The sequence below is a fragment of the Pseudomonas saponiphila genome (assembly GCF_900105185.1).
Lineage (GTDB): Bacteria > Pseudomonadota > Gammaproteobacteria > Pseudomonadales > Pseudomonadaceae > Aquipseudomonas > Aquipseudomonas saponiphila.
The window spans coordinates 3,338,504-3,351,360 of the sequence record NZ_FNTJ01000001.1 but is presented as its reverse complement, the minus strand read 5'-3'; the positions used below and the strand labels follow the sequence as shown (position 1 = coordinate 3,351,360).

At 62.6% G+C, this 12,857-nt stretch carries 9 protein-coding genes; 6 read left to right on the top strand and 3 right to left on the bottom strand.

Annotation, left to right across the window (positions count from 1 at the left end):
* Nucleotides 1-4 precede the first annotated feature (4 nt).
* The gene (mexE, locus tag BLV47_RS15485) at nucleotides 5-1,252 is read right to left on the bottom strand and encodes a multidrug efflux RND transporter periplasmic adaptor subunit MexE (RefSeq protein WP_092314993.1); all 1,248 of its coding nucleotides are present in this window, start codon (nucleotides 1,250-1,252) and stop codon (nucleotides 5-7) included.
* 241 nt (nucleotides 1,253-1,493) lie between these two features.
* The gene (locus tag BLV47_RS15480; protein ID WP_092314991.1) at nucleotides 1,494-3,107 is read right to left on the bottom strand and encodes a carbohydrate porin; all 1,614 of its coding nucleotides are present in this window, start codon (nucleotides 3,105-3,107) and stop codon (nucleotides 1,494-1,496) included.
* A gap of 205 nt (nucleotides 3,108-3,312) precedes the next feature.
* Between BLV47_RS15480 and BLV47_RS15475 the strand changes: the two genes are divergently transcribed.
* The 5 genes from BLV47_RS15475 to BLV47_RS15455 all read left to right on the top strand — a co-directional run bounded on the left by BLV47_RS15475 (nucleotide 3,313) and on the right by BLV47_RS15455 (nucleotide 8,638).
* Nucleotides 3,313-4,602, top strand: coding sequence for an MFS transporter (locus tag BLV47_RS15475; protein WP_092314989.1), 1,290 nt, complete (start codon nucleotides 3,313-3,315; stop codon nucleotides 4,600-4,602).
* Nucleotides 4,603-4,615: 13 nt separating this feature from the next.
* The gene (locus tag BLV47_RS15470) at nucleotides 4,616-6,091 is read left to right on the top strand and encodes a glycoside hydrolase family 32 protein (protein WP_092314987.1); all 1,476 of its coding nucleotides are present in this window, start codon (nucleotides 4,616-4,618) and stop codon (nucleotides 6,089-6,091) included.
* A gap of 101 nt (nucleotides 6,092-6,192) precedes the next feature.
* Nucleotides 6,193-7,191, top strand: a complete 999-nt coding sequence (locus BLV47_RS15465) for a LacI family DNA-binding transcriptional regulator (protein WP_092314985.1) — start codon at nucleotides 6,193-6,195, stop codon at nucleotides 7,189-7,191.
* Nucleotides 7,192-7,376: 185 nt separating this feature from the next.
* Entirely contained in the window at nucleotides 7,377-7,748 is a 372-nt protein-coding gene (locus tag BLV47_RS15460) for a DUF4156 domain-containing protein (RefSeq protein WP_092314983.1), read from the top strand.
* Between the two features lie 233 nt (nucleotides 7,749-7,981).
* Nucleotides 7,982-8,638 (top strand): VOC family protein, encoded by a 657-nt coding sequence (locus BLV47_RS15455; protein ID WP_092314981.1) that lies wholly within the window; start codon nucleotides 7,982-7,984, stop codon nucleotides 8,636-8,638.
* Between the two features lie 33 nt (nucleotides 8,639-8,671).
* Here BLV47_RS15455 and BLV47_RS15450 read toward each other — a convergent pair whose 3' ends face one another.
* On the bottom strand, nucleotides 8,672-9,565 hold the full coding sequence (locus tag BLV47_RS15450; protein WP_092314979.1) for a LysR substrate-binding domain-containing protein: 894 nt from the start codon (nucleotides 9,563-9,565) through the stop codon (nucleotides 8,672-8,674).
* Between the two features lie 159 nt (nucleotides 9,566-9,724).
* On the opposite strand from BLV47_RS15450, the gene ydiJ reads away from it, so the two are divergent.
* A complete protein-coding gene (gene ydiJ, locus BLV47_RS15445) occupies nucleotides 9,725-12,793 on the top strand; it encodes a D-2-hydroxyglutarate dehydrogenase YdiJ (RefSeq protein ID WP_092314977.1) in 3,069 nt (1,022 codons plus the stop codon).
* Nucleotides 12,794-12,857: the final 64 nt, after the last annotated feature.

Genomic DNA, 12,857 nt, shown 5'->3' with positions numbered 1-12,857 from the left:
TCCCTTAACCGCGTGGAGTCGCGGCGGCGAGTTTCACAGCCGGAGCCGCCTTGGCAGGGGTGGCCTGCTGCAGGTTGCTGGCTTCCAGTGCCTGGCGTTGCTGGGCCAGGGCGGCGAGGGTTTCCTGGCTAGCCATGGGGATCACCTCAGGCGTCACCGGCGCCCCGGGACGCGCCCGCTGCAGGCCCTTGACGATGATGGTGTCGTCCTTGTTCAGGCCGCTGCGCACGATGCGCAGGCCTTCGATCTTCGGCCCCAGTTCCACGGCGCGGTAGGCCGGCTTGTTGTCGGCGTCCATCACCAGCACGAACTTCTTGCCCAGGTCGGTGCCCACGGCCTCGTCGTTGATCAGCATCGCCGAGTAGGTGCCGCTGCCCACCAGTTTCAGGCGCGCATACAGGCCCGGGGTGTAGCTGCCGTCACGGTTGTCGAACACCGCGCGGCCGCGGATGGTGCCGGTCTTGGGGTTGACCTGGTTGTCGACGAAGTTCATCTGGCCCAGGTGCGGGTGGCCTTCTTCATTGGACAGGCCCAGGTACACCGGGGTGGTCTGGCCGCGCTGGCCCTGGCGGGCGAGCTGGGTGTACTTGAGGTACACGCGCTCGTCGGCGTCGAAGTAGGCGTAGACCTTGTCGGTGGACACCAGGCTGGTGAGCGGGGTGACATCGGCGGTCACCAGGTTGCCGGCGGTGATCTGCGCGCGGCTGACGCGACCGCTGATGGGCGCCACCACCCGGGTGAAGCTCAGGTTGAGCTTGGCCAGGTCCAGCTGGGCCTGGATCGCATCGACCCCGGCCCGGGCTTCCTGGGCGGCGCTGCTGCGGGTATCGGCCAGCTCGGCGGAAATCGCATTGCTGGTCAGCAGGCGCTGGCCGCGCTGGGCTTCGTTGGCGCTGCGGGTGGCGGTGGCCCGGGCTTGCTGCAGTTGGGCTTCGAGGCGGCGGACTTCCGCCTGGAACGGACGCGGGTCGATCTGGAACAGCAGGTCGCCTTTCTTCACCAGGGCGCCTTCGGTGAAGGCCACCTGATCGATCTGGCCCGAGACTCGCGGACGGATTTCCACGGTTTCCGGGGCTTCCAGGCGCCCGGTGAACTCGTCCCATTCGTTGACCGGCTGCTCCAGCACCTTGGCCACGCTGACCTTGGCGGCGGGTGGGGCGGAGGCGGTTTCCGGGGCCTTGCCGCAGGCACTCATTACCAGTACGGCGAGGGCGGCTAGGGGGTAACGCAAGAATTTGACTGACTGGTCCATGGTTCATCCGCCAAGGTAATTTGAGATGGGCGGATGATGCTCGGCAGGCTGGTATCTCACGAATCGAATGAAGCGAAGGTAACTATCATTCGGAATGATATAAGACCAAAGCCAGCCCTCTAGCCTGCGCCTCTGGTTGGTGGCTATCAATTCCCTGACGTGCAATTCAGTGTTGCCGCCGGTGCAACATTGGCCGCTGCGAGAGCTGCCACCTTGCTGCGCCGGCCCGCTTTGCGCGCTTCTAGAACCAGGTTTCCATCTGCACGCCCAGTTGCCAGTCGCCGCCGGACTTGAAGCCTTTCTGGCCAAAATCGTCCGTTGCACTGAAGTTATCCAGGTCTTTGGACCAGTTCATGTAGGTGGCGAACAGACGCAGCTCCGGGCGCACGAAGAAGTCGCCGGTCTGGGCCTTGAAGGTCGGCGCGAACGTCAGCTTCCAGTAGTCGCCCTTGGCGGCCTGGCGGCCATCGTAGCCCCGGGCGTCGAGATCCATGGTCTGCCAGCTCAGTTCGTATTGCATTTCGAAGTTGCTGCTCAACTCGTTGGCCAGGCGCACGTTGAAGGTCATGTAGCGATAGTCGTCGCCGGGAACGTAACGGTGCTGGCTGTGCTCGGCGATCAGCGCCGGGGCGATGCGCCAGTCCTGGTTGAGGCGGGTATGGCCATAGAACGCCAGGCGCATAGTTCTGGCCTGGTCCAGCAAGTCGCCATCGGCACCGATGTTGTTGACCTCCGCCCCCAGGCCCTGGCCGTAGAGCAGCACCGCCTTGGCGTAGCCCTCGCGGCCGAAGAAGTCGGGTCGATGGTAGGCGAACAGACCGTGGGCGCCCCCGGTGGCGGGGCTGAAACCGGACTTGTTGACCCGGCTCTTGCGCTCCAGTGGCGTTGTCTTGGTGCTGCTCAGGTCGGCATCGTTCTGGCCGGACGAGATGCCATTGAGCATGACCTGCCAACGCCCCTGATCGAAGAACTGATTGAGGGTCGCGACATAACTGCGGATATCCTTTTTCTCCTCGGTGCCGAAGTCGCCGTATGAACGGCTGATCAACGAGGCATTGATACGCCAGTCCTGCGTCGGCTGCAGGTCGTAGATGCCGCCGCCGGTTCCGGCCAGGAACACTATCCCTCTGTCGAGCCAATGCAGATCGAAATTGTCCCGGTCAAAGCGCTTGCCTGCCCACAGCGTGGAATTGCGCAGCAGGGGGGTGTCCTGGAACGAGGCCAGGTGGCTCAGCTCGGCGTAGGCCTGGCGCACATTCAGCTGGCTCTGCGCCGCGGTCCAGTCATTGGGTGTCTCCAGGCCGTCGGCGAGCATCAGCAGGTACTTGGAGCGCGTGCCGTTGTCGGCCTGGCTCTCTTTGGCCAGCTTGGCCTCCATGTAGGTGTCGACTTCATTGCCCAAGCGACCGACCGCGCCTCCCACGGAGCCGGCGGGGGTCAGGTAAGGGCCGCCGTGGCCGGCGCCGGATCCATTGCTCATGAAGCCTGAGCGAGCGTAGCCACCGAAGGTGAAGCCATCGCTCAAGTGCTCGCTGGCCCTGGTTGACGAATCAGCCGCCGGGGCGGCGCTGGCGAGGGCCTGCTGATGGGCTTCGATCCGGGCGATGCGCTGGTCGAGGGCCTGTTCGGTGGGGGGCGGCAGCCGGCCGCCGATTTGCTGATTGAGCTGCTGGACTTCGCGGCGCAACCGCGCCGCGTCGGCTTCGGCCGCCGAGGCACGCGCTTCGGCGGAGGAGGTCCGGGCTTCGAGCCGGGCAAGACGCTCCTCGATGCTTGGCGCCGGTGCGGCGAACAGCTGGGTGGACAGCAGCAACAGAGAAAAGCCAGCCCAAGGCCGGCATACCGCAGAACGCATAGATGACCCTCTTGTTTTTGTATTCGGGTAGTGCAGGCATTTTTCGAACGGCTTGCGGACGGCGCTCGGGCAGGGGCCTGTAGCGGACATCCGGGGCATTTTCAGCACCTGTTGCAGCGGCTTGCACTTGACAGCGAAGCGTTCGAAGACGCGTAATGTGTTGCGATGTTAACGTTAACCTAAATAAAAACAAGAGGGTTGTCACATGCAGCTTGCCGCCAAACGCGAGTACTGGCTTATCAGTGGTCTGTTGTTTTTCTTCTTCTTTTCCTGGTCATCCAGCTATTCGCTGTTTTCCATCTGGTTGCACCGAGTCATTGGCCTGAATGGCACGGAAACCGGCTTCATCTTCGCCGCCAACGCCATCGCGGCGCTGCTGGTCCAACCGTTCTACGGCGCTCTTCAAGACCGCCTCGGGCTGTCCAAGAAGCTGCTGGTGTGGATTGGCATCCTGCTGTGCACGGCTGCTCCCTTTGCCATTTACTTCTACGCCGGCCTGCTGGCGCACAACGTGGTGCTTGGCGCCCTGGTCGGCGCGGCGTTCCTGGCGCTGGCGATGCTGGCCGGCGTGGGGGTGATCGAGTCCTACACGGAGCGCCTGTCGCGGCATGCCGGTTTCGAGTTTGGAACCACTCGAATGTGGGGATCCTTGGGCTGGGCCAGTGCCACCGGCGTGGTCGGCGTGGTGTTCAACATTGATCCGGACATCACGTTCTACATGAGCAGCGCCGCCGGTATCGTGTTCCTGCTGATCCTGTCGCGCCTGGACCTGAGCCGCTTGAGCCAGCCGGCGGCGCAGGCAGGCACGGCTGCCCATCCGGTGCGGCTGAGCGATCTGTGGAAGTTGCTGGCACTCCCGCGATTCTGGGCCTTCAGCCTCTATCTGACCGGCGTCTGCGGGATCTACATGATCTACGAGCAACAGTTCCCGGTGTATTTCTCCTCGTTTTTCTCGACCCCGGAGCAGGGCACCCGCGCCTATGGCTACCTGAACTCGACTCAGGTGCTGGTCGAGGCGGTGCTGATGCTGTTTGCCCCCTGGCTGGTCAGCCGCACAGGCGCCAAGTACGGGCTGATCCTGGCGGGCAGCATCATGTTCGTGCGCATCCTCGGCTCCGGGCTGGCAACCGAGGCCTGGACCATCGCCGCCTGCAAGATGTTGCACGCCCTGGAAGTGCCCATCCTGCTGATCTCGATCTTCAAATACATCTCGCTCAACTTCGACGCTCGGCTGTCTGCCTCGATCTACCTGGTGGGCTTTCAGTTCGCCCAGCAATTGACCGCCATGCTGCTGTCGCCGCTGGTGGGCTACGGCTACGACCACTTCGGTTTCGCCAACGTTTACGTACTCATGGCAGGGCTGGTCGGCGCCTGCCTGCTGCTGTCATGGACCCTGTTGCGCAAGGATCCCGTGCGCGGCACCTCCCAAGACGGGCCTGGCGATTCGCCGGAGCTGCCCGCCATCGCTCAATCTGCCCTTCGTTATGAACCCTAGACAGGAACCAGCCATGCACGCGGCACTGTTGGACCAAGCGCACCGCGCTATCGAAAAAACCTTGGCTGAGCGGGGCAACGACTTTCGTCCCGCTTATCATCTTGCGCCGCCGGCGGGATGGATGAACGACCCCAACGGCCTGGTGTTTTTTCGCGGCGAATATCACGTGTTCTACCAGCATCATCCCTATTCAGCGCAATGGGGGCCGATGCACTGGGGGCATGCCAGGAGTCGTGACCTGGTGCATTGGGAGCATCTGCCCATCGCGCTGGCGCCTGGTGATGCCTATGACCGCGACGGCTGTTTCTCGGGGTCGGCAGTGGTCGCGGACGACAGGCTGTACCTGATCTACACCGGGCACGTGTGGCTGGGGGCTCCGGGGGACGACCAGAACATCCGTCAGGTCCAGTGCCTGGCCAGCAGCAGCGATGGCGTGTCGTTTCACAAGCACGGGGTGGTGATCGAGACGGCGCCGGAGCCGGGCATCATGCATTTTCGCGATCCCAAGGTCTGGCGGCGGGGAGGGCAGTGGTGGATGGCCCTTGGCGCTCGACGTGGCGACGACCCGCAGCTGCTGCTCTATCAATCGGACGATCTGCAGCACTGGGAGTACCTGAGCTGCGCCCTGCAAGGGCAACGTCAGCCGGACGGCTACATGTGGGAGTGTCCGGACCTGTTCGAGCTCGATGGCAGCGACGTGTTTCTCTATTCGCCCCAGGGCCTGAAACCCAGCGGCCATGACAACTGGAACAAGTTCCAGAACAGCTACCGAATCGGCCTGCTGGACGACCGTGGGTTTTTCAGCGAGTGCGGCAAGGTGCGCGAGCTGGATCACGGTCATGACTTCTATGCCGCGCAGACCCTGCTGGCGCCGGACGGGCGCCGCCTGCTGTGGGCCTGGATGGACATGTGGGACAGCCCGATGCCGAGTCAGGCGCATCACTGGTGTGGAGCGCTGTCGCTGCCGCGGGAGTTGAGCCGCGACGGCGAACGGCTGCGCATGCGGCCAGCCCGCGAGTTGACGGGGTTGCGCCAGTCGCTGCGGAGCTTGTCGATTGGCGCGGTGGAATCCGCCGATTGCCTGCTCGATGAGCGAGGTACGTTGCTGGAGTTCGAGCTGACCCTGGACCTGGCTGGCAGTACCGCCGAGCGCTTCGGCCTGGCCCTGCGCTGCAGTGAGGATCGGCAGGAGCGGACCCTGGTGTATTTCGATGCGATGGCGCGCCGTCTGGTGCTTGACCGGCAGCATTCAGGAGCCGGTGTGAGCGGGGTGCGCAGCGTGCCGATAGCCGCGGGGCAAACCCGGATCGCCCTGCGGATCTTTCTCGACCGTTCCTCCATCGAGGTGTTTGTCGATGATGGCGCCTACTGCTTGAGCAGTCGGATCTATCCCCGTCCCGACAGTCAGGCGATCACGGCTTTTGCCATCAATGGCTGCGGTGCCTTCGGCGAGGTTTCGCTCTGGCGCCTGGCCGACCTGGGCCTCTGATGCCTGGGCCAGGAGCGTCTGGCACGAGTTCCGACGCTGTGTTGTCATGCTTTTGCCAAGCGTGACATGATGCCCGGCCATAACAGCATTGGCACCTGCGAATGGCTTCAGTCAAAGATGTCGCGCGCCTGGCAGGGGTTTCCTTCATGACGGTGTCCAGGGCGCTCAATACCCCGGAAAAAGTCAATCAGGAAACCCTGGCGAAAGTTCTGCAAGCGGTCGAGACCCTGGGGTATGTCCCCAGCCTTTCTGCGCGAAAGATCCGTGGCGGCTCGTCCGGTGGCAAGACCATCGGTGTCTTCGCCCTGGATACCGCCACCACGCCCTTCGCGGTGGAAATGCTCCTGTCCATGGAGCGCACCGCCCGTGAAAACGGCTGGAACCTGTTCATCGTCAACGTCTTCGAAGTGCCGCCGAACCAGCAGACCATCGATCTGATGCTGTCCCACCAGCCTGACGGGATCATCTTCAGCGCCATGCAGCTGCGCACCGTCGAGATCCCCCCGGTGCTGCGCAGCCTGCCGCTGGTGCTGAGCAATTGCATGAGCCTTGAGCCCGGCGTGGCCTGCTACGTGCCGGATGACGCGGACGGTCAGTATCAGGCGGTGCGCTACGCCCTCAAGCGGGGCTACCGCAGTCCGCTGTGCATCAACCTGCCGCAGAGCAGCCTGGCCTGGGAGCAGCGGCAGCTGGGACTGGCCCGGGCCTTTGCCGAAGCCGGGATAGCCGTGGCCGATGTTCCTCAATACAACCTGTCCCGGGACGACGCCTACCAGGAAACCATTGCCGTGCTGGAGAGCCGCTTGGGCGAGCTGCAAGGCCGGCCGGCGTTCGACCTGCTGGTGTGCGGTAACGACCGGATCGCTTTGCTCGCCTACCAGTACTTGCTCAGTCGCGGCCTGCGTATTCCGGATCAGGTAGCGGTGCTGGGGTACGACAACATGATCGGTGTTGCCGAGCTGTTCTACCCGCCGCTCAGTACCGTGCAATTGCCGTATTACGAGATGGGGCGGCGCGCTGCTCAATACCTCATTGAGCGCAGGGAGCAACCGGCGATTCACCGAGTGGCCTGCCCGCTGGTGGAGCGCGAATCCTGCTGAACACTCCGGCGGTTGGTAGTGATCCTGCCGCTGGCGAACCCTTGGCCACCCTTTACATTTTTTCACTGCAAATTCACTGATAAATACAACTCCGGCTTTAGCAAAGTTCGATACTGCGCGCTCTACCGCCCGGGAGGATTTTCCGCTCGGGGTATCGCGGCAAATGCACTAAAGGAATCATCCGGATGTATCTCTCTAATAGGCTCACGGGGATCGGTCTGTGTACCGCGTTGTTTGTCCTGGCAGGTTGTGCGCCCACTTCAATCGCCGGGCCTGGGGCCAACAATGTGCGCATCACCAACAATGAACCGGGACGTGAATGCAAGTTTCTTGGCGATGTCACCGGCAGTCAGGGCGACTTTCTACTGGGCAGCATCACCGGCAACGCCAACCTCGAAACCGGCGCTCGCAACGACCTGAAGAACAAGGCCGCGGCGATGGGCGGCAACCGGGTTTACCTGCTCACTCAGCGCGCCGGACAGACCGGTTCGGACAAACGCCTGGAACAAACCAACGTGACGCTTTCGGGCAACGTCTATCACTGTCCCGAGTCCTGAACCGACTCCCTCCCTCTGCTCGCTGAACGTCTTTCCCCCCGCCAATAGCTGAGCTGGCAGCGCTATTGATGTCGGCCTCGGTTGGGGGGCATCTCCCTGCAACGGATCGCTGGCCAAAGTGCGCTCGAGCATTGTTGGTGGATGGCCGCAATCGGCCATGTCAGACTGCTCGCCGGCTTTTTTGCCCCAGGCAAAAAGCCGCTACTGGCGATCAGAATCAAAGGGAATTGAGCATGGAAACAGACCACATTTTTATCGCCGTGAATGATCACGGGCAAAGCGCTGAGGCATTGCAAGCCCTGGGGCTGGTTGAAGGGACACCGAACACCCACCCGGGCCAAGGCACTGCCAACAGAAGGTTCTTCTTGCGCAATGCGTTCATCGAACTTTTGTACCTCACCGATGAGGCAGAGGCGCAAAGTCAGTTGACCGCGCCGACACGACTCTATGATCGCCTCAAGGGCGGCGATGCAAACGCCGCGCCCTTTGGCGTCTGCTTCCGGCCCTCCACCGAGGGCGAGACGCCGCTGTTTCCGGTTTGGGAATATCGACCCGTTTATTTGCCCGCGGCCCTGAAAGTCGAGGTAGGGCAGGCGCCGGTCAGCGAGCCGATGTGGTTTTTTCTTGGCTTTGCCAAAAGACCCGATGAGGCGCCGATTGAGCGCGCCCAGCCGCTTGCACATCCCAACGGCTTTCGCGAGATGACCGCCGTGCGCATCACTACGCCGGACCGCCAGGCGTTTTCAGCGGCTGCCCACTGCGCGAACCAGCTGCCGGGATTTGCCCTGGTCCGGGGGGATGAGCACCTGATCGAAGTGCAGATCGATCATGGAGCCAGCGGCCGGCGCCAGGATTTGCGTCCGCTGCTGCCGATGATCATCAGTTGGTGATGCGCAGCTGCTGTGCCCGCTGCTGCGCTCGCTTCAGGAGGGGAGGGACAGCAACCAGGCGCTGAATGTCTTGAACGCCGGAAAATGCTGATAGCGCGCGGCACAGGTCAGGTAATAGTTGCGACCGCTTTGCGTGGGGCCGAACAGTTTGACCACGGTTCCAGACTCGATTTCGTCCTGCACCAGGATATCGGGAACCAGCCCGATGCCGATTCCTGCGGCCACCGCCTGGATCAGGTGAGCGGTGAGCTCGAAGCTGGGGCCCGTGCGCATTTTCTGGTGATCCAGGTTGTTGAGGTCAAACCAGTCGGACCAGCCGTTGGGGCGAGAAACCACATTCAGCAGCAAATGCTGGGTGATGTCGTCGAGCGATAGCCCGGGGTTGTCTGCCAGGGCTTTGGGGCTGGCGATAACGATCAGCTTTTCTTGCAGCAACAGGTGCGACACGTAGCCCGGCCAATCGCCTTTCCCCGCGCAGATGATCGCCTGCATGTCGCCCACGCTGGATGGGTTGTCGGCATGAATGATCCTTGAATGGATGTGCACCAGGTTCCTGGGATGCAGGGCATAGAACTCATGCATTTTCGGCAGCAGCCATTTTGAGCCGAACGTTGGAAGCACCGCCAGGTTCAACGGGCCATCTTCTTCCTTGAAGGCAATGGTCTGCAGGGTGGCGCTGCGAATGCGGCCCAATGCGGCGCTGAGCTCGTGCTGGTAAAGGGCGCCGGCGGCGGTGAGTTCGATTTTTCTGCCCTCGCGCTTGAACAGCGAGATCTCCAGCTGCGACTCCAGGGCCTGTACTTGTCGGCTCACCGCGCTTTGCGTCAGGGCAAGTTCGTCCGCGGCTTTGGTGAAGCTGCAATGGCGGGCGGCGGCCTCGAAAGCGACCAGCAGGGACATTGAGGGAGTCAGTCGGCGTGGGTTCATTCATAAAGCTCATGCAAATGCTGCAGGTTTTACGTTTGTGTGAAACGTTCTGGCCCCACAGAATCGGAGGTGTGCCCCTTGCCATGAATCAACGGCCGGGGAGTAAGCATACATAACGAGAATGCTCAGATTAGCGGTATCGCCAGTAGGAATTCCAGCATGATTGCCCGGTTGTCTCCCCAAGAAGTCAAAAACCCAGCCTGCGAGTTGTTCCTGGCTCGCCTGGAACAGGAAGGTTTCCAGGGAGAAATCGCTCGCGATCATGGACTGCGGACCGTGCTGGCAACCGACAACTCGATCTATCAGCGCCTGCCGCAAGCCGCGGTGTTTCCGCGCAATGTGCAAGACGTTCAGTTGCTGGCCCGCCTCGCGGCGCTGGCGCCCTTCAGTTCGGTGGTGCTCACGCCCCGTGGCGGCGGAACCGGCACCAATGGCCAGTCGTTGACCAGTGGAATCCTGGTGGACTTGTCACGCCACCTGAACGGCATCCTTGAGATCAATGTCGAGGAGCGTTGGGTGCGGGTGCAAAGCGGCGTGGTCAAAGACCAGCTCAATGCCGCGTTGAAACCCCATGGACTGTTTTTCGCGCCCGAGCTGTCGACCTCGAATCGGGCCACGATCGGCGGCATGATCAATACCGACGCCAGCGGCCAGGGCAGCTGCACCTACGGCAAAACCCGTGATCATGTGCTGGCGCTGTCGACCATTCTCATCGGTGGCGAGCGGCTCGACAGTGCGCCCCTGGAGCCTGAGCACTGGCAGGCGCAGGCTCGTCGCGAAGACAAGGTCGGCGCCATCTATCGCTGTGCAGCGCAGATCACGCAGCAGTATGCCGAGCTCATCGAACATACCTTTCCCAAGCTGAACCGGTGCCTCACGGGGTACGACCTGGCGCATTTGCAGGAGCCGGGTGAGCGGCTCAACCTGAACAGTGTCCTGTGCGGCTCCGAAGGCTCGCTGGGGTTCATTGTCGAAGCCACGCTGAATGTGCTGCCCGTTCCCCAGTATTCGATCCTGGTCAATGTGCGTTATGCCGGCTTCATGGACGCATTGCGCGACGCCAAGGCGTTGATGGCGCTCAAGCCCCTGTCCATCGAGACGGTGGACTCCAAGGTCCTCGCGCTGGCCATGAACGACATCGTCTGGCACGGCGTCGCCGAGTACTTTCCCCAGGACCCCGATGTGCCGACACTGGGCATCAACCTGGTTGAATTCAGCGGCGACGACGAGGCGGCCCTGCTGCAACGGGTGAATGAATTTGTCCTGCACCTGCAGCGTGATGCCAGCGTGGTGCGATTGGGGCACACCCTGGCGGTCGGCGCCGAGGCATTGAAGCGGGTCTACGCGATGCGCAAGCGGGCAGTGGGGCTGCTGGGCAATGTCAAAGGCGCCGCCAGGCCCCAGCCGTTCGTTGAAGATACTGCGGTTCCTCCCGAGCACCTGGCCGAGTTCATCGGGCAATTCCGCGCGCTGCTCGATAGCCATGGCCTGGAATATGGCATGTTCGGCCACGTCGACGCCGGAGTCCTGCATGTGCGGCCAATCCTGGACATGAAGGACCCGGCCCAGGCGGCCCTGGTCCGGCCCATTTCGGACGCCGTCGCCGAGCTGACGCAAAAGTACGGCGGCTTGCTCTGGGGCGAGCACGGCAAAGGGTTGCGCTCGCAATATGTGCCCGATTACTTCGGCGAACTCTATCCGGCCCTGCAGGAGCTCAAGGCGGCTTTTGACCCGCACAACCAACTCAATCCGGGCAAGATCGCCACGCCAAAGACGCTGCCCGGCGCCCGGTTGACCCGGGTGGATGAGGTCCAGTTGCGGGGCGAGCTTGATCGCACCATTGATGAGCGGGTCTGGTCGCACTATGACGCCGCCGTGCATTGCAATGGCAACGGCGCCTGCTACAACTTCGATCCCGATGACGCCATGTGTCCTTCCTGGAAAGGCACCCGCGACAGAGTGCACTCGCCCAAGGGCCGCGCCTCACTGGTGCGTGAGTGGCTGCGCTTGCAGGGCCAGCAAGGTGTCGATGTGCTGGCTTGCCAGGAGGCTCTGTCGTCCAGCTCCGCGCTTCTTGGCCTGCCGCGACGTGCGGTGAATACGCTGGCGCAGAAGATGGGCCAGAAAGACTTTTCCCATGAGGTCTACGATGCGATGGCCGGGTGCCTGGCCTGCAAGTCCTGTGCGGGGCAGTGCCCGGTGAAAGTCAATGTGCCTGAGTTTCGCTCGCGATTCCTGCAGCTGTACCACAGCCGCTATCTGCGGCCGCTGAAGGATTACCTCATCGGTTCCCTGGAGTACACGATTCCCTTCTTCGCCCGTATGCCGCGCTTGTACAACGGCATCATCGGCTCGCGGATGGCGGGGGCGTTTCTGCGGCGGGTGGCCGGGATGATCGACAGCCCGCTGCTGAGCTTGCTGAATTTCGATGAGGTTTGCCGCCGCTGGAACGTGCGCGTGGCGTCCCCCGCACTGCTTGAGGGACTGGACCAGGCGCAACGCGCTCGCAGCGTGATCCTGGTGCAGGACGCCTTTACCCGTTACTTCGAAACGCCGCTGCTGGCTGACTGGATCGAACTGATTTCCAGGCTGGGGTTTGAGGTGTACATCGCGCCGTTCGCCGCCAATGGCAAGCCGCTGCAGGTCCAGGGCTTTTTGCGGGCCTTCGACAAGGCCGCGCATTTCAACGGCCGATCGCTGCGCCAACTGAACCGATATCAGATTCCCTTGGTGGGGCTTGATCCGGCGATGACTCTGGTCTATCGGCAGGAGTACGCCAAGAGCCTGGGGCAGGATCAAGCGCCGACGGTGCTGTTGCCCCAGGAATGGCTGGTGCAGGTACTGGCGCCATCGACGCTGGGCGCCGATCAGGAGGCTTACCACTTTCTGCCGCACTGCACCGAAAAAACCAATGAGCCGGGTAGCGTGGCCCTGTGGCAGACGATCTTCGCGCGGGTTGGCTTGAAGTTGCAGGTGCAGGCCAGCGGCTGTTGCGGGATGTCCGGAACCTACGGCCACGAAACCCAAAACGCCGCGACCTCCGGGGTCATCTACAGTCAGTCCTGGGGGCCACTGGTGGCCCGTCTCAATGGGGCAGGGCGCCTGCTGGCGGATGGCTATTCGTGTCGAAGCCAGGTCAAGCGCCAGGACGGCCAGTCTGTTGCGCATCCGCTTCAGGCGTTGCTGAGGTTGATGCGCGACGCCGCCGGAGGCGATTCGCAAGCTTGAGCGTGGCTGGATCCATGTTCTTTCCGGCGAACCCATGCACTACAGATCGGCGGCTATGACAAAA